The organism is Mucilaginibacter galii (assembly GCF_014635825.1).
In the GTDB taxonomy this organism is placed as follows: domain Bacteria; phylum Bacteroidota; class Bacteroidia; order Sphingobacteriales; family Sphingobacteriaceae; genus Mucilaginibacter; species Mucilaginibacter galii.
Genome location: NZ_BMDO01000010.1, coordinates 60,860 through 85,369, shown reverse-complemented (window position 1 = coordinate 85,369; position 24,510 = coordinate 60,860). Strand labels below are relative to the sequence as shown.

General features: G+C 42.8%; 25 protein-coding genes. 12 read left to right on the top strand and 13 right to left on the bottom strand.

Annotated elements, in window-relative coordinates:
• Nucleotides 1–33 precede the first annotated feature (33 nt).
• The 4 genes from IEV61_RS16675 to IEV61_RS16660 all read left to right on the top strand — a co-directional run bounded on the left by IEV61_RS16675 (nt 34) and on the right by IEV61_RS16660 (nt 5,826).
• A complete protein-coding gene (locus IEV61_RS16675; protein WP_188418185.1) occupies nt 34–1,437 on the top strand; it encodes an ATP-binding protein in 1,404 nt (467 codons plus the stop codon).
• A gap of 84 nt (nt 1,438–1,521) precedes the next feature.
• Nucleotides 1,522–3,183 carry a response regulator gene (locus tag IEV61_RS16670; protein WP_188418184.1) on the top strand — a complete coding sequence of 554 codons (1,662 nt, stop codon included), beginning with the start codon at nt 1,522–1,524 and terminating at the stop codon, nt 3,181–3,183.
• A 40-nt stretch (nt 3,184–3,223) separates the two neighbouring features.
• Nucleotides 3,224–5,023 carry a sensor histidine kinase gene (locus IEV61_RS16665; protein ID WP_188418183.1) on the top strand — a complete coding sequence of 600 codons (1,800 nt, stop codon included), beginning with the start codon at nt 3,224–3,226 and terminating at the stop codon, nt 5,021–5,023.
• Between the two features lie 35 nt (nt 5,024–5,058).
• Nucleotides 5,059–5,826, top strand: coding sequence for a response regulator (locus IEV61_RS16660; protein WP_188418182.1), 768 nt, complete (start codon nt 5,059–5,061; stop codon nt 5,824–5,826).
• Nucleotides 5,827–5,940: 114 nt separating this feature from the next.
• Here IEV61_RS16660 and IEV61_RS16655 read toward each other — a convergent pair whose 3' ends face one another.
• A complete protein-coding gene (locus IEV61_RS16655) occupies nt 5,941–6,741 on the bottom strand; it encodes a molybdopterin-dependent oxidoreductase (protein ID WP_188418181.1) in 801 nt (266 codons plus the stop codon).
• A complete protein-coding gene (locus IEV61_RS16650; RefSeq protein WP_188418180.1) occupies nt 6,725–7,426 on the bottom strand; it encodes a cytochrome b/b6 domain-containing protein in 702 nt (233 codons plus the stop codon). The genes IEV61_RS16655 and IEV61_RS16650 overlap by 17 nt, the downstream gene beginning before the upstream one ends.
• Before the next feature lie 77 nt (nt 7,427–7,503).
• Here IEV61_RS16650 and IEV61_RS16645 point away from each other — a divergent pair, with 77 nt between their 5' ends.
• Nucleotides 7,504–9,483, top strand: coding sequence for an alpha/beta hydrolase family protein (locus IEV61_RS16645; RefSeq protein WP_188418179.1), 1,980 nt, complete (start codon nt 7,504–7,506; stop codon nt 9,481–9,483).
• Nucleotides 9,484–9,546: 63 nt separating this feature from the next.
• On the opposite strand, the gene IEV61_RS16640 is transcribed toward IEV61_RS16645, so the two are convergent.
• The 6 genes from IEV61_RS16640 to IEV61_RS16615 all read right to left on the bottom strand — a co-directional run bounded on the left by IEV61_RS16640 (nt 9,547) and on the right by IEV61_RS16615 (nt 14,771).
• The gene (locus tag IEV61_RS16640) at nt 9,547–10,083 is read right to left on the bottom strand and encodes a pyridoxamine 5'-phosphate oxidase family protein (RefSeq protein ID WP_188418178.1); all 537 of its coding nucleotides are present in this window, start codon (nt 10,081–10,083) and stop codon (nt 9,547–9,549) included.
• 390 nt (nt 10,084–10,473) lie between these two features.
• The gene (locus IEV61_RS16635) at nt 10,474–11,856 is read right to left on the bottom strand and encodes an exonuclease domain-containing protein (protein ID WP_188418177.1); all 1,383 of its coding nucleotides are present in this window, start codon (nt 11,854–11,856) and stop codon (nt 10,474–10,476) included.
• Nucleotides 11,857–12,053: 197 nt separating this feature from the next.
• Nucleotides 12,054–12,380 (bottom strand): HesB/IscA family protein, encoded by a 327-nt coding sequence (locus IEV61_RS16630; protein WP_188418176.1) that lies wholly within the window; start codon nt 12,378–12,380, stop codon nt 12,054–12,056.
• A gap of 96 nt (nt 12,381–12,476) precedes the next feature.
• Nucleotides 12,477–12,890 (bottom strand): Fe-S cluster assembly scaffold IscU, encoded by a 414-nt coding sequence (iscU, locus tag IEV61_RS16625; protein ID WP_188418175.1) that lies wholly within the window; start codon nt 12,888–12,890, stop codon nt 12,477–12,479.
• 125 nt (nt 12,891–13,015) lie between these two features.
• A complete protein-coding gene (locus IEV61_RS16620; protein WP_188418174.1) occupies nt 13,016–14,227 on the bottom strand; it encodes an IscS subfamily cysteine desulfurase in 1,212 nt (403 codons plus the stop codon).
• A gap of 148 nt (nt 14,228–14,375) precedes the next feature.
• Nucleotides 14,376–14,771, bottom strand: coding sequence for a (R)-mandelonitrile lyase (locus IEV61_RS16615; protein ID WP_188418173.1), 396 nt, complete (start codon nt 14,769–14,771; stop codon nt 14,376–14,378).
• 388 nt (nt 14,772–15,159) lie between these two features.
• Between IEV61_RS16615 and IEV61_RS16610 the strand changes: the two genes are divergently transcribed.
• From IEV61_RS16610 to prmA, 4 genes are all read left to right on the top strand, one after another.
• Nucleotides 15,160–15,408: a type B 50S ribosomal protein L31 gene (locus IEV61_RS16610; protein ID WP_188418172.1), complete on the top strand. Its 249-nt coding sequence runs from the start codon at nt 15,160–15,162 to the stop codon at nt 15,406–15,408.
• 62 nt (nt 15,409–15,470) lie between these two features.
• Nucleotides 15,471–16,652, top strand: a complete 1,182-nt coding sequence (locus IEV61_RS16605) for a GlmU family protein (RefSeq protein WP_188418171.1) — start codon at nt 15,471–15,473, stop codon at nt 16,650–16,652.
• 4 nt (nt 16,653–16,656) lie between these two features.
• The gene (gene tpiA / locus IEV61_RS16600) at nt 16,657–17,421 is read left to right on the top strand and encodes a triose-phosphate isomerase (protein WP_188418170.1); all 765 of its coding nucleotides are present in this window, start codon (nt 16,657–16,659) and stop codon (nt 17,419–17,421) included.
• Nucleotides 17,422–17,516: 95 nt separating this feature from the next.
• On the top strand, nt 17,517–18,356 hold the full coding sequence (gene prmA / locus IEV61_RS16595; RefSeq protein ID WP_188418169.1) for a 50S ribosomal protein L11 methyltransferase: 840 nt from the start codon (nt 17,517–17,519) through the stop codon (nt 18,354–18,356).
• A 35-nt stretch (nt 18,357–18,391) separates the two neighbouring features.
• Here prmA and IEV61_RS16590 read toward each other — a convergent pair whose 3' ends face one another.
• Together IEV61_RS16590 and IEV61_RS16585 are read right to left on the bottom strand one after the other, a co-directional pair.
• Complete coding sequence (locus IEV61_RS16590; protein WP_188418168.1) at nt 18,392–19,033, bottom strand: NAD(P)-dependent oxidoreductase; 642 nt, start codon at nt 19,031–19,033, stop codon at nt 18,392–18,394.
• A gap of 46 nt (nt 19,034–19,079) precedes the next feature.
• Nucleotides 19,080–19,487, bottom strand: a complete 408-nt coding sequence (locus IEV61_RS16585) for an Rrf2 family transcriptional regulator (protein ID WP_188418167.1) — start codon at nt 19,485–19,487, stop codon at nt 19,080–19,082.
• 214 nt (nt 19,488–19,701) lie between these two features.
• Between IEV61_RS16585 and IEV61_RS16580 the strand changes: the two genes are divergently transcribed.
• From IEV61_RS16580 to IEV61_RS16570, 3 genes are all read left to right on the top strand, one after another.
• Nucleotides 19,702–21,060 (top strand): UDP-N-acetylmuramate--L-alanine ligase, encoded by a 1,359-nt coding sequence (locus tag IEV61_RS16580; RefSeq protein ID WP_188418166.1) that lies wholly within the window; start codon nt 19,702–19,704, stop codon nt 21,058–21,060.
• Between the two features lie 74 nt (nt 21,061–21,134).
• Nucleotides 21,135–21,476: a helix-turn-helix domain-containing protein gene (locus IEV61_RS16575; protein ID WP_188418165.1), complete on the top strand. Its 342-nt coding sequence runs from the start codon at nt 21,135–21,137 to the stop codon at nt 21,474–21,476.
• Nucleotides 21,442–22,248 carry a gluzincin family metallopeptidase gene (locus IEV61_RS16570; RefSeq protein WP_188418164.1) on the top strand — a complete coding sequence of 269 codons (807 nt, stop codon included), beginning with the start codon at nt 21,442–21,444 and terminating at the stop codon, nt 22,246–22,248. The genes IEV61_RS16575 and IEV61_RS16570 overlap by 35 nt, the downstream gene beginning before the upstream one ends.
• 109 nt (nt 22,249–22,357) lie before the next feature.
• Here the strand turns inward: IEV61_RS16570 and IEV61_RS16565 are convergent, their stop codons facing one another.
• The 3 genes from IEV61_RS16565 to scpB form a co-directional block, all read right to left on the bottom strand.
• Entirely contained in the window at nt 22,358–23,479 is a 1,122-nt protein-coding gene (locus tag IEV61_RS16565; protein WP_188418163.1) for a GNAT family N-acetyltransferase, read from the bottom strand.
• 132 nt (nt 23,480–23,611) lie between these two features.
• Entirely contained in the window at nt 23,612–23,803 is a 192-nt protein-coding gene (locus IEV61_RS20615) for a hypothetical protein (RefSeq protein ID WP_229747183.1), read from the bottom strand.
• Between the two features lie 118 nt (nt 23,804–23,921).
• The gene (gene scpB, locus IEV61_RS16555) at nt 23,922–24,482 is read right to left on the bottom strand and encodes an SMC-Scp complex subunit ScpB (RefSeq protein ID WP_188418162.1); all 561 of its coding nucleotides are present in this window, start codon (nt 24,480–24,482) and stop codon (nt 23,922–23,924) included.
• Nucleotides 24,483–24,510 lie beyond the last annotated feature (28 nt).

Below are 24,510 nucleotides of genomic sequence, written 5' to 3'. Positions count from 1 at the left end.
GGGAGGGTTGGGAGGGGCTTCTAATCATAATTTATGCTACAAATAACGCCCGAATGGCTTAAAACCATTGAACCCTTAAAGGAAGTACCCGATGAGCAGTTGCAGTGGATGATAGACAATAGCCGCCACTACATATTAAATGACGGTGAGTATTTATTTGAGCGTAATATGCCTATTACCGGCACGCACATCATCGTATCGGGAAAGGTGCGCTTATACTTTACTCAAAACGGCGTACGGCGCGAACTGGCCACCGTGACCGATAAGCGTATTACCGGTTATTTGCCTTATTCGCGTGGTAAAATATCGCAAGATTTTGGAGATTCGGTTGGAACCACCCAGGTCATGACCCTGCCTGTAGAAAAATCGCTTGAGATGATCAAGAATCATTTTGAGCTAACGCAGGCCCTGGTAAGCGTAATGAGTAACCGGGTACGCGAGTCGACCGCCTTGCTGCAGCAAAACGAAAAAATGATGGCCTTAGGTAAGCTTTCGGCGGGTTTGGCTCATGAGCTGAATAATCCGGCAGCTTCCATTGTTCGTAATGCATCGTCTTTAAAACAGCACTTGCAGGCACAGCCTCAAATGTTTGCCAACCTGGTAGCGGTTAATTTAGATGTGGTTAAGGTAGACGCGGTTAAGGGTATTATTACCGACATTATGAGTAAGAAAGGGCTGAAAAAACTTTCATTACGCGAACGCAACCAACTGGAAGATGAGTTTGCCGAATGGTTTGATGATCATGACATAGAAAACGGCTATGAAATGGCCGAAAACTTTGTAGAGCAGGGTTTTGCCATTGCTAACCTCGACGAAATTTTTGGCTGCATGACCCAATCTGCCGCCGCACCGGTTTTTAGCTGGATACATGATGCTTTGTTGTCGGAGAAGATGGTGTCTGATATTCATGACGCCTCACAACGCATAGCCGACCTTATTAGCTCCGTAAAAACCTTTACCCATATGGACCGCGGTGCCGACAGGCAATTTGCATCGGTAGATAGTGGTATACACAATACCCTCACCATGCTGGGTCATAAAATACGGGCGCACAATATTACTGTTACCGAAGAGTATGACCATAACCTGCCGCAGGTTAAAATGCTGGTAGGCGAACTCAACCAGGTGTGGACAAATTTAATTGATAACGCCATTGATGCCATGGAAGCGAATGGCAAAGGCAACCTCACCATTAAAACCCGGCAAGACCGCGAGTATGCCGAAATAACCATAGCCGATAATGGTCCCGGTATTCCTGCCGATGTGCAGCAACGCATCTTCGATCCGTTTTTTACTACTAAAGAAATGGGGAAGGGTACAGGTATGGGTTTAGAGGTGGTGCAGCGTATTATTAAGCAGCAGCATCAGGGATCTATTAAAGTGAACAGCCAGCCGGGCCATACCGAATTTATTATCTGCATTCCTATAAACGGATAGCAGGAGAAAGTTCGATATATCAATAATGTATCGTAATTTTCACCCATACAAATACTTTTTAAACGAGAATTAAGATTAGAATATATGAGTCGCCCAATCATATTTGCCATAGATGATGACCAGCAGGTACTACGTGCCATCAGCCGCGATCTGAGATCGCACTACGGTAAAGAATATAAGATCATGAGCACCGATTCGGCCAACGAGGCGCTGGATACATTGGTGGAAATGAAGAATGCCGGCGATGTGGTTGCCATCTTCATCAGCGATCAGCGCATGCCCGAAATGCCCGGTGTAGACTTTTTACAGAAAGCCCTCAAAATATACCCGGAAGCTAAACGTGTGCTGCTAACGGCTTATTCAGATACCGATGCCGCCATTAAAGCCATTAATGATGTTGGCCTGGATTATTACCTCATGAAACCCTGGGACCCGCCCGAGGAAAAACTGTACCCGGTACTTAACGATTTGCTGGACGATTGGCAAAGCCACTACATCCCGGCCTTTAAGGGAATTAAAGTAATTGGCTACCAGTTTTCGCCACCATCACATATTATTAAAGATTACCTGGGCAGTAACCTTGTGCCTTACCAATGGTTAGATATTGAAAAGAATGAAGAAGCCAAAAGCCTTTTTCAACTTAATAACTTGTGTGCAGACCAGCTTCCCGTGGTATTCTACGAAGATGGTACCTATCAGGCCAAGCCAACTATACTTGATATTGCCCAACATACAGGTTGCAGCGCAATGCCCGAGAACGAAATTTATGATGTGGTCATTATAGGTGCAGGTCCGGCAGGGTTGGCGGCCTCGGTTTATGGTGCCTCCGAAGGCCTGCGTACCTTGCTTATTGAGCGTAAAGCACCCGGCGGACAAGCAGGTTCGAGTTCACGTATAGAAAATTACCTGGGTTTCCCCGCAGGTTTAAGCGGTGCCGATCTAACACACCGTGCCATTACCCAGGCCAGGCGCTTGGGAGCCGAGTTCTTGTCGCCCCACAGCGTGCACGACATACAGGAGCGCGATGGTTACAAAAATATTATCTTAGATAACGGAACCAAGGTCATCAGCCGTTCCATCGTAATTACTACCGGTGTAGACTACCGTAAACTGGAAGTAGAAGGCATTGATAAATTTACCGGCGCAGGTGTTTATTATGGTGCGGCAGTAACCGAAGCTTCGGCCTGTAAAGATAAGGAAGTGTATATCATAGGCGGCGGCAACTCGGCAGGGCAGGCGGCTATGTACCTGTCCAAATTTGCTAAGAGTGTTTATATTATCATCCGTAAAGGAGATCTGGCGGCTACCATGTCGGCCTACTTAATTGAGCAAATTGGGAGTACCCCTAATATTACCGTACTGCCGTTTACTGAAGTTATAGAGGCCAAAGGCCAAAACTGTTTAGAAGCGCTTACCTTAATTAACGTGAACACCAAAGAAACCGTTACTAAAGAAGCCAGTGCGCTTTACATCTTTATTGGTGCTAAACCTTATACCGACTGGATACAAATGGGCATCATCAAAAGTGCCAAGAACTTCATCGAAACCGGCCGCGATTTGAATGGCTATGACGATTTCGCCAAATCATGGAAATTAAAGCGCGATCCGTTTTTATTGGAAACCAGTTGCCCCGGCATTTTTGCTGCAGGCGATGTACGTGCCGGCGCCATGAACAGGGTAGCATCGGCCGTAGGTGAGGGCTCAATGGCCATCAGTTTTGTGCATAAGTATTTAGCTGAAGTTTAGCAGCGGTTTGATGAAGAATATGGTAATTATTTCAATTTAAATGAAGCTTAGGTACTTCGGTTTCTTATTAACCATATGGGTGGCTTGCCTGGTGCAGAGCCGTTTTGCATATGCACAAAACACAACCGATAGTACTTACGCTATACGTTTAGATGCTTTAAAAACGAAGAGTAAACGCCTTCAAAGTAACATAGACTCATTACCCGGAATTATAGCAGCTTTTAAAGCACTATACGCCGAAAAGAACGATAAAACGGCGTTAGCTTATGCTGACTACAATGAAACCTTCAAAGTTTATCTGGAAGCCAATCACCCCAAAGCAATGTCTATGGCACTTAACTGCCTGAGCAACATACAACGTTGGAGGGTAGACGAACTGTTGCCTGTTGTTTATGGGCTAATTGGAAGTTTACATAAAGAAGGGTCTAATTATCCTATGGCTTTCCGGGAGGCCAACAAGGGACTGGTCGCGGCAAAGCGAATTAAAGATACGGCCGGCATTATTGCTTTATTAGGTCTTAAAGCTATGTTTACGCATAGTAACAACCTCTTCCATAATAAAGCCTCTAACGATGCTGGTAGCCTGCAATTACAGCTCGAAGGTTTAAAACTGGCTGAAAGCAGCCCTAAGTGGGAGCGTATCCGCATTCGTTTTTACGATAACATTGCGCAGTTGTATAAAGATAATAAAGACTATCCTAAAGCTATTTTTTACGCTAAAAAAGGCGTCGCGCTGGCTACCCGCCTCAACGAAAAGCGCTCATTAACTTATGGCTACAACTGGCTGGGGGAAGCGCTGTATTTTAGCGGTCATGAAGAGGAAGGCATGGGGTATTTAAAGAGATCGCTGGCCATTTCGAAAGAAATTAAACAGCCGTTCCGTGTCATGGAGCTGGCCAATGCCATCTCGCAATGCTACGAGTTATCCGGCGATTATAAGAATGCGCTGCATTATGCCAACCAGTCGAGCAGTTTAAAAGACTCTTTAAAAGTGCTGGGCAATACCAAACAAGTAAGCGAACTGCAGATCAAGTATGAAACGGCTAAAAAAGATAAAGATATTGCCCTGCTAAACCAAGCAGATCAGATCAGGAGGCGTCAAATGGTTTGGGCTTATGTGGCCGGAGGTATATTTGTAATTGTAACATTGGTATTGCTGGTCATGTATAATATTATACGTACCCGCAATAAAGAGCTGGTAATAAGTAATGCTAATGTGAGCGAGCAATCACAAAAGTTGCAATTGTTAATGCAGGAGTTGCATCACCGGGTTAAGAATAACCTACAGATCGTGTCGAGTTTGCTTACGTTGCAGTCCAGTCGATTAACTGATGTGGATGCCCGTAACGTATTGAATGTGAGTAGGCAAAGAATTGATGCCATGTCCATTATTCATCAAAGCCTTTATCAGCACGATAGTGCCAACATGGTAAACATCAAGGAGTACATCCACAACCTTTTAAATAACATTACGCAGAGTTTCGGAGTGCGCCACGAAGAAATGGACATCAAGGTAGATGTTTTGGTTAAGGATATGGACGTAGATATTGCGTTACCCTTGGGGTTAATCTTAAACGAATGGGTAACTAATGTGTTCAAGCATGCCTATCGTGAAATGACCGCAAGACCATCTTTGCAGCTGATTGTCTTTTTAGATGGCGACAATGTAAAGGTGGAAATTAAAGATAATGGCATTGGTATGCCGCCCGATTTGTGGGATAACCCCAAAGCGTCGTTCGGGATCAAACTAATGAAAGTATTGATGAAGCAGATCAGGGCGGTGAGCCAGATTACTACTTACCGTGGCACCATGTTAGCGTTAGAAATCCCTTATTGTTAATCCGGGTAATTTGGCCTAATTTCACCAGATTGTTTATGGATAACAAGGTCGGGATTTTAATAGTTGAGGACGAAGGCATAGTAGGTTTACAACTGCAGGAAAGCCTGCAAGAAGAAGGCTATGATGTGGTTGGCGTTGCCGATAACGGCCCCGAGGCTGTTGAGCTACTGGAAAAAAATCATGTTGACCTGGTTTTACTCGACGTAAATATTAAAGGCAGTTGGGACGGTATTCAAACCGCCGATGAGTTAAAAAAGATAAAGAACATTCCGTTCATCTACGTCACCGCCTATGCTGATAGTGCCACATTTGACCGTGCTAAAAGAACCCTGCCTTCTGCCTACCTCACCAAACCATTTCAAATTAAAGATCTGCGTAAGGCAATTGAGTTGGCGCTATATCATTTTACCAATAATCAACCGGCCGTATCTCCCAAAGATAAACCCACTGTAAAAAAGGATGTGGGAGACCAAGAGAGCGTATTGCATTTTAATGATGCGGTGTTTATAAAGCAAAACTATAAATACAACAAAATTTCCTATCAACATATCCTTTTCCTAAAGGCCGATGGTAATTATACCTGTATTCATACAGCCGATAGAATGTATATCATTAAATACTCGCTGCAGCAGGTAATTGATATATTTAATACCAGCATATTTGTACGTGTGCACCGTTCGTATGCTATTAATATGAGTCATTTAACCTCTTTTAATGAGAATACGCTCCAGGTAAACAGCGAATCTATCCCTATAGGCCGTAATTATAAAGATGTTTTTTTACGTTTGTTTAAGCAATTGTAAACTACTCGGGCTGTTCCGAATTGAACAAAATTAAACAACAGGAAATTGTTAGTTATTTTTTCATGTGTCCGCAAACATCGCTTAGCCATTTGCGCTGCAAAAGGCTTTCTGCTTTTAAAGCCCCGAAAAATAATCGTATCCTAATTCGGCCCAGTAATCGCGCGGACGATCATTGCTGAAAAATATGGTGCCTATGCGTTTCAGGTTTTTGATGCCGTACTTGGTTGGTATAATCAGCCTTAAAGGTGCACCATGTTTGGCAGATAGTGGCTGACCGCTTACCTCATAACATAACAAGGTTTGCGGGTGCATGGCGCTTGGGGTATCAATGCCTACATAATATTTTTCATCAGGGGTATGCATGCCTACATAAGCAAGTTTAGCTTGCTCGTTAAGTTGGTAATGCTTCACAAAATCGCTGAATTTTACGCCGCCCCAATGGCTTATCTGGCTCCAGCCTTCCACACATTTAAACTCAAAAGCAAACTCTGTTTTAGGAAGTTTACGTAGGTCGTCAATAGTGATTTGTAAAGTTTCGTTATTGCTTTTAACTACGTTTAGCCGCCAGTTATCTTCTAACTCTTTCTGAATACCAATATCACCGTTAACCCTTGGCTGTTTGGCTGCCATGGCTTTTGGGTATGTGCGTGCAAGGTGATCGGGGCTTACTGCGTTTTCAAATACATTGCCGTTAGCATCCAGCACTTTGCGTAAAGGCGCATGTGCACCGGCGGTGGCATCGGCAGTTGTTTCTTTGGGCGACAGGTAAAGTTTGTTCCAGCCAAAATAAGCCAGTGTACCCCCGGCCAAAAAAGTGAGCGATGAGATGAACGTACGGCGGTTTACTTTTTTACGGTCGTACGGCTCTACGTCTTTTGGCTGCCGGGCAGCTTTATCTTCAGGTAGTTCGTTCATCGTCGGTCCTTTTTACAATTATTTTGGCGGTGTCGGTATCCGCTACCTCAAATCCCCTAATCATGCTGATGAAATTCTGCCAACCGGCCAGTATTACTTGAATAATATGGATCACAAAAAACAGGCAATACCCAATGGTAAGCGCAAAATGAATTACCCGGGCAGTTTTATAGCCGCCGCAAACAAACACCAGCCAGTACAACTGCACAGGTTTATAAATTGCCAATCCTGTAAGCAGCGAACCTAAACCCATTACAATTACAGCCGAGTAGGCAATACGCTGGGCGGCATTGTACTTATTTTGAGGAGGTGCGGTTTTGCGCAGGTGCAAATCGTGCAGCAAAACCAGCCAGGCTTCGCGCCAGGAACTTTTTTTAGGGAGCAGGTAGCGCCATTCGCCCGAGAACAACGTGTACAAAACGTACAGCAATCCGTTAACGGCAAACAGCCACATAAACACAAAGTGAAATGCCATACCTTCGGCTAACCGGCGTTTAATGTGATATTTTTGATAAAACCATTCGGGGAAGAACTTAAAAACGGTATGACCGAACAGTTTGATGGCATAAGGATCGTAAGCCCAGTAAATGAGCAAGCCGCTCCAGATCATGATGGCCAGCAACGGAAAGTTTAGCCAGTGAAACCAGCGTATAGCTAAGGGATGCTTGTTTACAATGTGTTTCATGACTGCTGACTAAACGCTGTAAATGTTAAAATATTTTTCGGATATTACAGCGAATAACAGCAATATATCTTCTTTAAATGAAAACAACTTTACTACTGCTTTTATCAACAGGTGTGTTCGCTGGCAACGTGCTGGCCCAGGCTAAGCAGCCCGTTAAACCTGCAGACGCTTACCGTATCTCAACACTTAGCGATCCGCAGGTGGCGCCCGAAGGCAAATGGATAGCCTACAGCATGAGCGATGTAGATACGGCTAAAAATAAGCGCACTTCACATTTGTGGATGCAAAGCTGGGATGGCAAAGAAGCAGTACAGCTAACTCATGGCGACGAGGCCGCATCATCGCCCCGGTGGAGCCCTGATGGCAAATACCTGGCGTTCCTGTCATCGCGCGATTCAAAGAACGGCGCCCAAGTTTGGTTATTGGACCGCAGGGGTGGGGAGGGCAAAAAGTTAACTAACATTAAAGGCAGTTTAGGCACATTTGCGTGGAGCCCCAATGGAAAGAAATTAGTTTTGGCCATAGAAGATCCTGAAAACAAAGGCAAAGAACCACCCAAAACACCAGACCCCATCCGTATAGATCGCTATCATTTCAAACAAGATGGGCAAGGCTATCTAAACAACAACCTGCACACGCATTTATACCTGTATGATGTTGAAAAGCAAAAGCTGGATACCCTTACCCGTGGCAATAAAGATGAGGAGGCGCCCGAGTGGAGCCCAGATGGTAAACAAATTGTATTTGTAACTAACCGCACAGCCGACCCCGATTACAATGCTAACGACGATATTTATGTGATAGATGCCAAATCCGGCGCTGCCATGAGGCAGTTAACCACCTGGACAGGTACCGAACGCCAGCCACACTGGAGCCCCGACGGTAAGTATATTAGCTACCTGCGCAGCACCAGCAACGCCAATTACATTATGTACGACCATAGTGTTTTGTGCCTGATGGATGCCGACGGTAAAAACAATGCATTGCTCACCCAGCAACTTGACCGGCCCGCCAGCAATGCTGTGTGGAGTAAAGACAGCCAAAAGATCAATTTCGTGGTAATGGACGACAGGCTGGCCTACCTCGCACAGTACGACTTAGCGAGCAAACAAATAACGACTGTTAGCAAAGGTAAATACAGCATCAGCGATGTAGAAACTTACGGCGATAACAGTTGGGTGCTACGGGTAAGTAACCCGGCATTGCCACCAGAACTGTTTGCCCTTGAGAATAACCAATTAAGGCAAATTACGTTTCATCAAAAGAATTGGTTAAGTACCGTTAAACAGGCTCATGTGGAAGGCTTTGAGGCAGTAAGCAAGGACGGCAATAAGGTATCAAGTGTTTTGTATTTGCCCGATAGTGCCAAGCGTAAAAACTTACCCCTGATTGCTTTTATACATGGCGGCCCAACCTCGCAAGACGATTACAGCTTTGCACTTATACAGCAAACGCTGGCCGGTGCAGGGTATGCCGTAGTAAGTATTAACTACCGTGGAAGTTTAGGCCGCGGTATTGAATATACCAAAGGTATATCAGCCGATTGGGGTAACAAGGAAGTGTTAGATATTTTGGGTACGGTTGACGAACTGGTGAAGCAAAAAATAGCCGACCCTAACCGCCTGGGTATAGGTGGCTGGAGTTACGGCGGTATCCTGACTGATTATACCATAGCCACTACCACACGCTTCAAGGCCGCAGCCAGTGGTGCTGGTACGGCTTCGTTATTGGGTATGTATGGTATAGACCAATATATTTTACAATACGAGAACGAGCTGGGCCTGCCTTGGAAAAACGTAGATAAGTACCTAAAGCTATCATACCCTTTTTTGCATGCCGACCGCATTAAAACGCCAACCATGTTTATGGTAGGCCAGCGTGATTTTAATGTGCCCAGCGCAGGCAGCGAGCAAATGTACCAGGCACTGCGTACGCAGAACATACCAACCGAACTTATTATATACCCCAACCAGTTTCACGGCATCAGCGTGCCTACTTACCAGGTAGACCGCATGAAGCGCTATATAGATTGGTTTGATAAATACCTGAAAAAGTAATTTCAACAAGAAAGCCCCTGAAATTACTCAGGGGCTTTCTTGTTCAATTAGTAAAAGCGATAATTAAATATCAAGCTTTCCTTCAATAGAATCGTCGAGTGTTTTACCCAATGCAGCACCTATTGCCATTTTTACAAAAGCAACGGCGTTACCGTGTTTATTATCCCAGTAATAGCCTTCGGTTGGTTCTACTTTAATTACGGTAATACGCGGATCATCTTCACCTTCGGTAAACCATGTTTTAAGGATGGGCTGCCAAAGTTCTTTGATCTTTTCTTTATCCTTGCTTATTTCGGCGATACCGTAAACATTTAAGAAATCAGAATGAGCCGAGCCTTGAAATAATAAATGTACAAACGGATCGTGCGATATTTCTTCATTTTTATGGCTATCGTCAGAACTCAGGAACCAAAAGTTACCTTCCTCGTCATACTTTTGTACCGCCATAGGACGTGTAGAAAAAGGAATTCCGGTTTTAATATTTGAACAGAAAAAGCAGCTCGAAGCACTGTCTACCAGTTCTTTCACTTTTGCTTTTGCTTCTTCGCCCGAAAGATTTTTCATGTTTTCTTCCGGCTGCTGTTGATTAATGCTATCCATAACGTATTTAAGTTTTCGGTAAATTTTTATGAATAACCCGTCGGATAGAAATTTGTGTGCGGTTATTTAAGAAAGAGTTTAAAATAATGAGTAGTAGTTTAAAAAAGGAAATATAAGTAATGCTTGTATAAGACCTTGTACGCGCATTTGCTGTGGTTATTTAAAAGGGGGTAATTAACAAAAGATGAATGAATGATTTGGGCGTTGCCTTCGGCCCAGGCTATCCGTTACAAGTTCTCATTCCGCTACGCTGCATTCCGGGCTTTCCACTGCTATCTTTAACGCGTTTGGAGTTAGGAAGTCCGTAAGTCTATTAGTCTATAAGTAGGAAAAAAGCTATTGGTTCGAAACAAGTAATCCGCTTCGGTATTCACCTTAACCGACAACAGACTAAGCCAATTCGCGCATTACACCAAAATCCACCTTTTTCCAAGGGTAGCGTTCGGCGTGGCTTATGATCATGTTGTGCATATAGTCATTGCCGGGGTAAGGAGTCAGGTAGTTTTTAAGTTGGGAAATGCTATTAGCTTCAAAGTAGTGCGATACATAACCCATTCCATACAAGCGGCCTTCTTCAATGAGTATACAGCTGTGTTCATCATCCTTACGGCCTTCATCGCGGATGGCAAAGGTGGGCAGGGCTTGCTTTAAACCTTCAATGGCCTGGTTAACTTTTTGATTATAGTCATCTGCTGGTTCGTGGCCGGTGCAGGCACATTTATCGGCATTGGTGCTGGTGCAGGTATCGTTGTTAATTTGGATAAAGCACAGCTTAGGGCACAGGTTGTAGGTGTCCATCATGCGGGCAAGCAGGTTCCTGCCTTCAATCAACGAACTGCAAGTGTGAACAGGGGTGGAGTACTTGCGGCGTTTATCTACCGCAATACGTATATATCCACGCTGATCTTCGTAAGTATATAGACCAAAGTTAAACTCAAGCTTCTTTTGCGAACGGTTAAATTTAGGCCACAGTCGTTTTATTTCTACCGCCTCGGTTAGCAAAGCCATAAGTTCGGTACCGCATTCCTGGTAGCTTACCTGGTGAATATGACGCATAAACTCCTGCCGTTGCGCACCGGAATTGTTACCGCTAAAGTGGCTGTCTACCCGTTTACGTATGTTAACAGCTTTACCTACATAGACTACCTTACCCTTGTTATCGTGGAAGTAGTAAACGCCTGGGGTAGAAGGTAGCTTATCAATAAACTTACGGTGTAAATTGGGTGGAAGTACTTTTTCTTTTGAGCGCTGTTTTAACGCCTCGGTAATGTGATTTTCATTATCGCTATTAAGTAGTAATGTGAAAAGTTCGGCGGTAGCGTCGGCGTCACCGGCCGCACGGTGGCGGGCCGAATTACCTATACTTAACTGCCGGCAAAGTTTACCCAAGCTGTAGGAAGCCATGCCAGGCAATATTTTACGGCTTAACCGCACCGTACAAAGCTTGTTGCACTCCAGATTATACCCGGCAGCGGCCAGGTGGTATTTCACAAAAGAATGGTCAAAGTTAACGTTGTGGGCCACAAAAACGTGACCATGCAGGAGTTGATAAATATCGTACGCCACCTGCTTAAAGGTAGGCGCCTGCTGCACCATTTCGTTACTAATGCCGGTTAAGGCCTGTATGTAAACCGGTATATCTTTACCTGGATTAATTAAGGTTTCATAACGCTGAACAACTTTGTTGCCGTTATGAATACAAATGGCTATCTCGGTTATACCGTTAGCGCTGGCATGCCCACCCGTGGTCTCAATATCAACAATCGCATACATCGTACCTCAAAATTAACGAAAAATAATTGTGCTAATATTATTAGTTAGATATTTATTTTTTAAAGAACATATCAAAGCGAAATTGAACAGTTTAGGAAATTTATTTAACGCTATTCGCTCTGTTTATGGGTGCTTAAAAACTAACAAAACTAAAAAAGGGCACTTAAAATAAGCGCCCTTTTATTAATTCTGTATCGTTATACCGAGAAACTTTCGCCACAACCGCAGGTGCGGCTGGCATTAGGGTTAATAAAGTTAAAACCTTTACCATTCAAACCATCCGAAAAGTCAAGTTCCGTACCGGCCAGATATAAAAATGATTTCATATCCAGCGCAATGCGCAAGCCTTTATCTTCGAAGAACTGGTCGCCCTTTTTCTCCTCGTTATCAAAATCCATGTTGTAAGATAAACCCGAACAGCCGCCTCCTTGAACAGAGACCCGTAAAAAATACGAGGCATCCAAACTGGCATCCTGCATCAGGTGATCTATTTTCGATTTAGCTTTATCTGTTATGGTAACCATAGTAGTGGGGTAGAGTCAAGAGTACAGAGTCAGGAGTCAAGACGAAAACCAAAGTTTAAATCTGGATTCTATAATCTTGACTCTGTACTCTTCTTATTAATGGTGTGATTTTTCAAGCTCAATAGGAGCCATGCCGTTTTTTACACGGTAATCATTAATGGCAGCTTTGATGGCATCTTCGGCCAATACAGAGCAGTGAATTTTTACCGGTGGTAAAGCCAGTTCTTCCACAATGTCCATATTGTCAATAGCCATAGCATCATCAATGCTTTTACCTTTTAACCACTCGGTAGCTAAAGATGAAGAAGCAATGGCCGAGCCGCAGCCAAAAGTTTTAAACTTAGCATCGGTGATCACGTTATTATCATCTACCTCAATTTGTAAACGCATAACATCGCCGCACTCAGGAGCACCAACCAGGCCGGTACCCACTTTGTGGCTGCTTTTATCTAAAGTACCCACGTTGCGCGGGTTGGTGTAATGGTCAATTACTTTATCTGAATAAGCCATAATCTTTTTTTATTTCGAATTTCGAACGTTCAATTTCGAAATTGTTGTTTGTGAATTTATATAGTTTCGCTCAAATCGAGTGCCAGTTTCAAATTCGAAATTGAACATCCGAAATTCGATATTTTTTAATGTTCTGCCCACTCAATAGAGTCAAGGTCAACACCTTCTTTAAACATTTCCCACAGTGGAGAAAGTTCGCGCAGGTGTGTTACGGCCTTTTTAGTTACTTCAATAGCGTAATCTACTTCCTCATCGGTAGTAAAGCGGCCTAAACCAAAACGGATAGAAGAGTGTGCCAGATCGTCAGACAAGCCTAAGCTCTTCAAAACGTAAGATGGCTCTAACGAAGCAGAAGTACAAGCAGAACCTGATGATACCGCCAAATCCTTCATGGCCATCATTAAACCTTCGCCTTCAACATATTTGAAAGAGATGTTAGCTACGTGCGGTAAGCGGTGAGCCACATTACCGTTTACATAACTTTCTTCCAATACGGTTAACTCAGCTTGCAATCTATCGCGCATTACAGATAAACGTGCTGCTTCACTTTCCATTTCGTTGTAGCAAAGCTCGCATGCTTTACCTAAGCCAACAATACCCGGAACGTTTAAAGTACCCGAACGCATACCACGCTCGTGACCGCCACCGTCCATTTGTGCAGTAACTTTAACACGTGGTCCTTTACGGCGAACGTATAAAGCGCCAACACCTTTAGGGCCGTACATTTTGTGGGCCGATAAAGCTAACAGGTCAATACCGTCACGATTAACATCAACCGATATCTTACCTACCGCTTGCACAGCATCAGTCATGAACAAAGCGCCATATTTATGGGCAATGTCTGATATTTGTTTGATGGGTTGTACTACGCCAATTTCATTGTTACCATACATAATCGAAACTAAAATAGTTTCTTTGGTCATGGCTGCTTCCAATGTTTCCAGGTCAACCAGGCCGTCGCGTTGTACAGGCAGGTAAGTAACCTTGCCACCTAATTTTTCAACGTGTTTGCAGGCGTCTAAAACAGCTTTGTGCTCGGTAACGGTGGTGATAATATGATTACCTTTCTCTTTATACATTTCGAACACCCCTTTAATAGCCAGGTTGTCAGACTCAGTAGCACCCGAAGTAAAGATAATTTCTTTTTCGCTGGCACCAATTAATTTGGCCACCTGCTCACGTGCATAATCCACACCTTCTTCAGCAACCCATCCAAAATGGTGGTTGCGGCTGGCCGCATTACCAAATTTTTGGGTAAAGTAAGGCAGCATGGCTTCCAGCACCCGTGGATCCATAGGTGTGGTTGCATTGTTATCTAAATATATAGGAAGATTCATATCCGTTTTATTATCTACACAAAGATAAGCAAAGTTTTATACTAAAGGTATACTAAGCTGGTAGAGTACGTCATGTTTCTGCCATTTTAGGATTAGTAAGTTGTTGATTGGTGAGTAGTTAATTAGTTAAGAAATTGTACGGTCGATATTAGCCGTTATATTGCTCATCGGTTACGTGTTCCATCCAATCTACCGGCGATCCGTCCAGCTTTTCCTGAATAGCAATGTGGCTCATAGCCGTGGTATCGGTAGCGCCGTGCCAGTGTTTTTCTCCCGGAAAAAAGTACACCACATCGCCCTGCCTTATTTCTGATCTTGCTTCGCCTTCGTGTTGTACCCAGCCAAAGCCGGCGGTAACAATTAAGGTTTGCCCAAAGGGATGGGTATGCCATGCGGTACGTGCCCCAGGCTCAAATGTTACCAAAGCCATAGCCACCCGCGAAGGCTCGGGCGGACTGATTAATGGATCGATGCGTACCGAACCTGTGAAATACTCTGCCGGGCCTTTGCCCGACGGCTGCGAACCGCTGCGTTTAATTTCCATAATTGTAATTGGATATATAGTTATGACTATTTTAACCCATTATTGTAGTTGATGTTTTATTGAGGATTAGAAGATGGAAAATCTGCTTTGATAATAATCGAAAATAAAATATAGTAGCCTTAACTTGGAATAATCAGCCCGTCCGGAGGCAATGCCGGATTCATTTACAACATTTATATCTCTGAGCTGTCGTTTATTTTTTAAATTGCTTTTTTTATAATTAGCGCAATTATGAATAGGTTTACTAATGCAGTATTTACTTTGAACTAAAGCGTATGAACGCTAATTACTTCCTGCAAACTGTGGAAAAATAATTAAACCAACTATTTACACGTATATAAATATTTACTATATTTGCACCTCTTTTGAAAGGAAAGTACACAGTAACATGAAAAAAGACCTGCATCCATCAAACTATAGATTAGTTGTATTTAAAGATATGTCTAACGAATATTCTTTCATTACTAAATCTTGCATTGATACCCGTGAAACCGTTAAGTGGGAAGACGGCAATGAATATCCATTAGTGAAGTTAGAGATTTCACACACCTCGCATCCGTTCTACACCGGTAAAATGAAACTGGTAGATACTGCAGGTCGTATCGATAAATTCCGTACCCGTTACAACAAAAAGTAATCGAGTCAAACAAATATTTGAAAGTCTCCCGATGTATCGGGAGACTTTTTTATTTTTGACCCATGGCTATCATCTTTTTCGACGATCACGCGCATCAAACATTACTGCCTTTAACGTACACCCGTCCGGTAGCCAACCTGCGCATAGGTATACTTACCATTGCCGAAAAATGGGCAAAGCATCTGCAAGCTGATTTCTCCTACCATACACAGCCTTATTTGCAAGGAAAATTCCCGGTGCAAATTAACGCCGAAAATCTTTTTATAAACGGAAGCTTTTGCCCCAACCCACGCTTGCTTGAAGCTATTGACAAATTACCCACTGGTGAAGGTTTACATTACAAAGGGCGTTTAATAGCTGTAAAACTTAACGAAGTAAGCGCGCGTGAGTTTAGTGCTCAGAAGCAATTTGACCGGGTTCACGATTATATAGAAGATATTATTTATATAAAACATCCTGAAGATATTTTCAGAAATAACGGTATCGAGTTGCAGCGCGATTTCGACTTGCTTACGCAAGGGCGTAGCAGCGCGGCTATAAGTCAAACCAATACCATTATAGGCGATAACTTTTTTGCTGAAGAAGGTGCTGTTGCAGAGTGTTCTACCTTTAATACTAAAAGCGGCCCCATTTACCTGGGTACCGATACCGAAGTATGGGAAGGTACTCACATACGCGGCGCGCTGGCTTTGTGCAATAACTCGCAAATTAAAATGGGTGCCAAAATTTATGGCGCCACCACTATTGGTCCTTACTGCCGGGTAGGCGGCGAGATCAACAACGCTGTGTTATGGGGGTACTCGTCTAAAGGGCATGAAGGGTATTTAGGTAACGCGGTGTTAGGGGAGTGGTGCAATATTGGAGCCGATAGCAACAATTCCAACTTAAAGAATAATTATACCGAAGTAAAACTGTGGGATTATACCACCCAGCACTTTCGGCCTACAGGTTTGCAATTTTGCGGCCTCATTATGGCCGATCATGCCAAATGTGGCATCAACACCATGTTTAATACCGGCACGGTAGTAGGGGTGAGCGCTAATGTTTTCGGTGCCGGCTACCCCCGCAATTACGTGCCCGATTTTTCGTGGGGAGGGGCTCACCATTTAGAGGTATACAAGCTGGATAAGGTTTTTGAAACCATAGAAAGGGTTTATGCCCGCCGCGACAAGCATTTCGACGAAACCGAGAAGCTATTACTGCAAGAAGTATTTAATTTAACCCAACCATACAGAAGATTTTAACATCATGAGAAAAAAGATAGTTGCCGGCAACTGGAAAATGAACCTGGATTACAACGAGGGGATGGCCCTGTTTTCAGAAATTGCCAACATGGTAAAAGACGAAATTACCGGTTCGCAGCAAGCCGTAATATGCTCGCCGTTTATACACCTGAACAGCCTGGTGCAGTTAGCCAAAGGTTACGATAAAATTGCCGTAGGCGCACAAAATGCCCACCAAAATGAATCAGGCGCTTACACCGGCGAAATTTCGGCTAAAATGGTGAAATCTACAGGTGCAGAATATGTAATTTTAGGTCACTCGGAGCGTCGCCAGTACTTTGGTGAAGACAACCAATTGTTAGCCAAAAAAACTGATACTGCCCTGGCTAACGGCTTAAAGCCCATCTTTTGCATTGGCGAAACCTTAGAGGAGCGCGAAGCAGAGCAACACTTCGACATCATCAAAACGCAATTGCAGGAAGGTGTTTTCCATTTAAGTACCGAGCAGTTTGCGCAGGTAGTTTTAGCTTACGAGCCGGTTTGGGCTATAGGTACTGGTAAAACAGCATCGGCAGAGCAAGCGCAGGAAATACATGCCTTTTTTCGTGAAGAAATTGCCAATAATTACAACCAGGAAGTAGCCGATAACACTACCATTTTGTACGGTGGAAGCTGCAACCCTAGAAATGCAGCCGAACTGTTTGCGCAAGCAGATATTGATGGCGGCCTTATAGGCGGTGCATCGCTAAAATCGCGCGACTTTTTGGATATTGTAAAGGTGTTTAATTAATCATTGGTTGTAAGTTGTATGTTGTGAGTTGTACGGAACGAGGTTAGTACACATTTTCATAACTCACAACATACAACTCAAAACCCACAACTCACATGAACTACTACGAACTGCTTTTCACCGTTATGAGTGCCGAAGATCATCACAGCGACTTGCTGATTGATGAACTGGCCGACATGGGTTTTGATACCTTTGAGGAAACGGATTTTGGCTTTAAGGCCTACATTCCTTCAGAAGATTTTGATAAAGGGCAGGTAGACGATAGGCTGGCCTTGTATAACGACATGATCACGTTTTCGTACGAGGTGAACCTTATTCCGCATAAGAACTGGAACGAGGTATGGGAAAGTAATTTTAAGCCTATTGAGGTTGGTGATCAAATTTACGTACGGGCCACATTTCATGATGCCAGGCCCGAGTTTCCGTACGAGATCATCATCGATCCTAAAATGGCCTTTGGTACCGGTCACCACGATACCACTTGCCTCATGATGAGCAGCATGCTCGAAACTGATTTTAAAGGTAAAAAGGTGTTGGATATGGGCTGCGGTACAGGCATCCTGGCTATATTGGCAGCTAAATTAGGCGCGGCCAATTTAACCGCTATTGATTACGATATGCTGTGTTATAAAAGCACTTTTGAAAACACAGCCTTAAACCACGTAAGAGGTGTACACGTTATCTGTGGCTCTAAAGAGGATATTCCGGAAGAAGAGTTCGATATTATATTAGCCAATATTAACCGGAACATACTCACCGACCAAATGGAGCGCTATAGTGAAGTGCTTAAACCGGGGGGCGAAATATATTTCAGCGGGTTTTATGAGCATACTGATTTGGATATCATCAAAGAATCGGCTCATAAAAATGGCCTGAATTATATAAGCCACAAAACCAGTAACCACTGGGTAGCAGCAAAATTTGTGAAGGTATAAAAAAAGGAGCGGTTACTAACCGCTCCTTTTTTTATTTAGTAACCTAAAGTGAAACGTTGTTTCACAAATTGGTTTTTCTCTAATTCATCAAGCAAGGCAACGGCCAGATCTTCTGCTGAAATTTCGCTTTTACCTTCCGTGTTAAATACGGGCTCTTCGGTGCCTAAACGGAAGTTGGCGGTACGCGTGCCCGGATGCAGGTTAATGGCAGGGCTTACAAACGTCCAGTCCAGTTCGTTCTCGTTGCGCAGCTCGGTCAGGTAATCGCGTGCGGCGGTGGCTCCGGGTTTGTATTCGGCCGGGAAGTGTGGGCCATCTACCAGTTGAGCACCGTGTATGTACAAACTGCCGGCACCGCCTACCGTGATGTAGCGCTTTATACCGGCTTGCTTAGTGGCCGCTTGTATAGACCGGCTGCCTTTCAAAAAGTCTTCATACAAATTAGGATTGGTCCAGCCGGCGTTAAAAGTACTGATCACGGCATCATGCCCCACCAGTAAATTGGCCAGTATTTCGGTATCGTTAATATCAACCGATTGCTTGGTCAGCTTTTCGTTCTCTATCTCTAACTTTTCGGGCTGGCGGGCAAAGGCAGTTACTTCGTAACCGCGGTTTAATGCTTCGTTAACTACTTTAGGGCCAACAAAGCCTGTGGCGCCAATAATTGCTACTTTCATAATTTAAAATGTAATGTTTAATGTTTCAGTTTATATTAAAAAAATTTTAGTCGAATAATTTTGTAAATGCGGCAATAGACTGCTTGCCCAGTTTCTTGATAATCATCTGGTCAACCTCATTGTTCAGTTGATTTAAATGCTTATTAATTTCTTTTCCAATAGGGCATTTAGGGTTAGGCGTATTACGTGCTTTTCCTAATACCGGGTTTACCTGAACGGCGTGGTATACATCGGCCACACTTATCTGTGCAGCCGGTTTAGAAAGCGTATAGCCACCGCTCTTTCCTTCTTTACTGGCTACCAGTTTATGTTTAATAAGGTTGCTAAGTTCCTTGCGAATGAGCACCGGGTTAATATTTACACTCCCGGCAATATAATCAGACGATAGCACGTCGTTCCCTGCTGTGCAAAGCAAAGTCATAATGTGCATAGAAATTTGAAATCGTCCGTTCATTTGTAATTATTATTATTACAGTTCAAAAGTAGTCATAATTCTATGATATGCAATTTATGCTAAGTGCTATGACGCATATATTACAATACTACAAGTTTAATAAGCGCTGATTGTTAAAATTGGTTAAGTAAAGTAACTTGAAGCTAAATTATTTGAAGACTTAGCAGTTTTTGTTTTTCTTTGTACAACATCGCTTTAAAAGCTAAAAATTTAAATGAAGGTACATTTTATAGCCATAGGTGGCAGCGCTATGCACAACCTGGCTATTGCACTACACAAAAAAGGTTTCGAGGTTACAGGTTCTGATGATGTGCTGTTTGAGCCTTCTATTTCACGCCTGGCTAAACATGGTTTGCTACCACAACAAAATGGCTGGTTCGCCGAAAAGATCACTGATAATTTAGATGCCGTTATTTTAGGAATGCACGCCCGGGCCGATAACCCCGAGCTACTGGCAGCCCAGCAAAAAGGCATCAAAATATACTCGTACCCCGAATACGTTTATGAGCAATCCAAAGATAAATTACGTGTAGTTATAGGTGGCAGTCATGGTAAAACTACCATCACATCTATGATTTTACATGCCTTACAAGCAGCAGGCAAAGACTTTGATTACCTGGTAGGAGCACAGTTGGAAGGCTTTGATACCATGGTTAAATTGAGCGATGCTCCGTTGATCATCATAGAGGGTGATGAATACCTTTCATCGCCTATAGACCGCCGCCCTAAGTTTCATTTGTATAAGGCAAACCTGGCCGTTATTAGCGGCATAGCCTGGGATCATATCAACGTTTTCCCAACGTTTGAGAACTATATTGAGCAGTTTGAAATATTTATTCAAACCATACAACCTAACGGCACAGTGTTTTATGCGGCCAATGATGATATTTTGGGTGAAATGATCGCCCATAATCAGTCGCCGGTAGCTAAAATACCTTACAAATTACCGCAGTTTGAGGTGGTCAATGGCGTTACCTTGCTTATTAACGAAGGGGTTAAGTTTCCGCTGCAAATTTTTGGTGAGCATAATTTACTTAACCTTGAGGCTGCCCGTTCTATATGCGGCGAGTTAGGCATCAGCGCTCATGATTATTACACCAGTATGGTTACCTTTAAAGGTGCCGCACGCAGGCTTGAGTTGGTGGGTAAGAACGAGGTAACCAATATTTATAAAGATTTTGCGCATTCGCCATCTAAATTAAAGGCAACCATAAAGGCCGTTAAGGCGCAATTTCCGCGCAGGCAGCTTATAGCCTGTATGGAACTGCACACATTTAGCAGTTTAAATAAAGATTTTTTAAATGAATATGCAGGCTGTATGAACGAAGCCGATACTGCCGTAGTGTATATTGATGCGCAAACCTTTGTGCAGAAAAAAATGGAACCTTACGACGAATCTGTAGTGAAAACTGCGTTTAATCAGCAAAACCTTATATTTTTTGATAACTCCAAAGCTTTAAAAGATTTTGTCTCGGCACAAAACCTGCAAAGTAAAAACTTATTGCTCATGAGCTCGGGTAATTTTGGAGGTTTGAACCTGAACGAACTCGCTTCTTATTTATTAAATAAATAAAATGTAAGTTTTTATAATTAAAAAATAATTGTAACTTTATTAACTATTGAGAAACCCTATCCCAAATTAAAATTATGAAAACACTTGGCAAAAAAATCAGATTATTAAGACACCAAAAAAGCTGGAGTCAGGAAGATGTAGCTAAAAGGCTGGATATTTCAATACCTGCATTTTCAAAAATTGAAACAGGTATTACCGACATCAACTTATCGAGGTTAGAGCAAATCGCCAATTTATTTGAAATGTCAGTGGTTCAGTTACTTACGTTTAACGATGCCGAATACGAGCAAAAATACGTTAACGAGTTAGAGAATGTCAATAAAAAGTTAATGGATAGGGAAACGGAAGTTATTGACCTTCAGAAAAAAGTAATTGAGTTGTTTGAAGAACTTAGACAAAGCAAAGCAACCGCATAAAGTTGCATCAGCCAGTAAAAAGAAACCCTTTTTACTGGCTGTTTTTTTTCTGTGTGCTTTTCAGTTCAACACGCATGCACAAAAACTAATCTACAACGCGGTTGATGGTAAGATCAATGCGCAAGATACCGCTATGCTTACTCGCCTCGTTAAATATGAGGCTTACGTTTATAACGGGCTGTTTGAAAAGCAGATTCCTGATAGCCTGCCTGTAATTATAAATTTATACAAAAGCCGTAAAAAGTTTGAAGCCGTAAGGGATGCTGAGAGTGCCTCCATTACTAAAACAGGTTTCTATTCGGGCCGTACCAAGCAGTGCTATATTTACGAGGGAGATGATTATACCAATGTAATAGTACACGAGGTTAGCCATCTGTTTATGCAATACCACAATTATTATGGTGTGCCCAACTGGATAAATGAAGGCTTGGCCGAGTTTTTTGAAGGCCTTTACGTTAACGATAAGAACGCTGTATACATTGACCAGCAAACGCCCCGCTTGCGCAAACTGAAAGAATATATTGGCAAAGGTGAACTTGACCTGAAAAAGTACTTCGGGCCCGAAATGAGTTCATGGGCCAACAAACAGGATGTTGAGTTTAAGTATAATGTAGGCTACGGTATAATTTTTTTTATCATCAAAACGCATCCCGAATACATCAAGCAAATTTTGGCATCGCTTAATAAAGGCGATAGCTCATTTACAGCCCTCGCTGGCAGCTATGGTAGTTCTGAAACCTTTGAACGCCGTTTCCGGGCATTTTACCGGTAAGGCTATTACTTAACGGTATCATTTGTCAGTCTGAGCTTGTCGAAGACTTGGCAAGCGTTCAAGTCTTCGACAAGCTCAGACTTATATTCCACCATATCAATACGGAGATTTATTTAAAAATATACCGCAGCGTAGCGTGCTTTTTCCCGAATACGCCGCCCATGGCTTGGTGTAAGGCCAGCATTTTGTCGTTAAAATCGCCCACCCAGGATAACTCCATTTCGTCATATTGCTTTAAAGGCAGCACATATTCCTTTAACTTGATAAACATGGCCGATTCGAGCCCATGTTTCTGATATTTGGTTTTGGTACCCATTACTACGGCGCGCATGCGGTTTACGCCTTTCCACTTGTTGTATAAAAACTTAAGCTTGTTAATGAGGGTAAGCTTTCCGTTAAAAGTTTTGATCATTTGGTTGGCATCGGGCAGTACTACCATAAATGCTGCCGGTTCGTTGTCTACATAAGCAAACCAGATAAGGTTTTCGTCCATGATCATTTTCATTTTTCTGAATGTTTCTAAAATGGTAGCCCTTTGTATGGGGACAAAGTTTTCAAAATCTTTCCAGGCATCGTTATAAATTTCCATGAAATCCGATGCAAACTTATCTATCTGCGAAGCCTTCAAATGTTCAAACCTATAGCCCGGCTTTTGGATAACCCAGTTGGCAATTTTAGTAAAGCGCTCAGGGAACGGTTTATGGGCGTCAATATGATTAGTGATCTGCTCGTACAAGGTAACGAAGCCGTAATCTTCAAAAAACTTTTTATAGTAGGGGTGATGGTAGTTCATTCCGTAAGATTGCGGCATAAATCCATCTATCAATAAGCCCCAAAACATATCGTTCTCCCCAAAGTTTATAGGGCCGTCCATTGCTTGCATGCCATGTTGCTTAAGCCAGTTTTGAGCTGTATCAAAAATTAAAAAGGCGGCATCCTGGTTATCTATACACTCAAAAAAGCCCATGCCGCCTGTTGGCTGCGCATAGTTGTACGCTTTTTTTTCATTAATAAATGCAGCAACCCGTCCTATAAGCTGCCCCTTATCATCTGTAAGTATCCATCGCTGGGCCTTACCAAACTTAAAGAATATGTTCTTTTCTGGATCGAATACGGCTTCAATATCATTATCAAGCGGACAAATGAAGTTTTTGTCATCCTTATAAATTAGCCGTGCCGCATCTAAAAATGCTTTACGGCTTTGGTGGTTGTTAACTTCGGTAACGGTCATCTACTGTTTAGCCTGCTAAATTATGGTACGCCGTGGTTTGCAACGTCATACTAAAATTGATTTTCTTTAAAAGTACGTTAAAAAAAAAGCATCAGGCAAAACCGGATGCTATACATTTAATGTGATTGATTTTTAGAAATCGTCGTCTTCGTCGTCGTAACGGCTAACGCCGTCGTAATCAAGATCGACTAACGGTTCAGCGTCAAAATCCTCATCAAAGTCATCGTCGTTAAACTTCTTTTGCTCAGCCGGATTGTCGGCTGCGTTGTTAGATGCACTTTGATTAGCGGCACTATTGCTTGCAGTTTTTTTGGGCGTTTGCATGGTGAATATTTTTAAGTTTAATGTTTCGTGTTTAGATAGTTTAAATGTAGTGTTTGTTTCGTTTGTTCTTATTCCAAAAATAACTAAAAAACGTTTTTAGTAAAAATGTATAAAAAATTTATTCCTGCTCATTTCCAATACTATTGGCCGTGCTGCTAAGTTCGGCCATGGCCGGTAGCTCGCTAATATTATTAATCCCCATGTAATCGGCAAACTGGTTGCTGGTGGTATAAAGTAAAGGGCGGCCTACGGTATCGGCTTTGCCAGCTATAGTAATAAGCTCTTTTTCTAAAAGTTTTTGGATAGAATAGTCGCAGTTTACGCCACGTATTTGCTCCACTTCAAGTTTGGTTACCGGTTGGCGGTAGGCAATTATGGCCAACGTTTCAAGCGCCGCCTGGCTTAGTTTTTTCTTAGAGCGTTGCAACTGTAACTGCCCTATAACGTGGTGATAAATTTTTTTTGTTAAAAATTGATAGCCATTATTGAGTTTTACCAGCTCAATGGCGAAAGCTTCGTCCTGGTATTTATGCTGTATTTTTTCAATGGTAGAAAGTGCTTCATTTGTACTAAAATCGGCCTCTGAGACGGCCTGAAGGCAATATAATATCTCCTCCACCCGTATGCCCTGATCTGATGCGAAAATGAGTGCTTCTATCTCTTGTTCAAGCTTTGCCACTTACAAATATATGACAAAACCACATGTT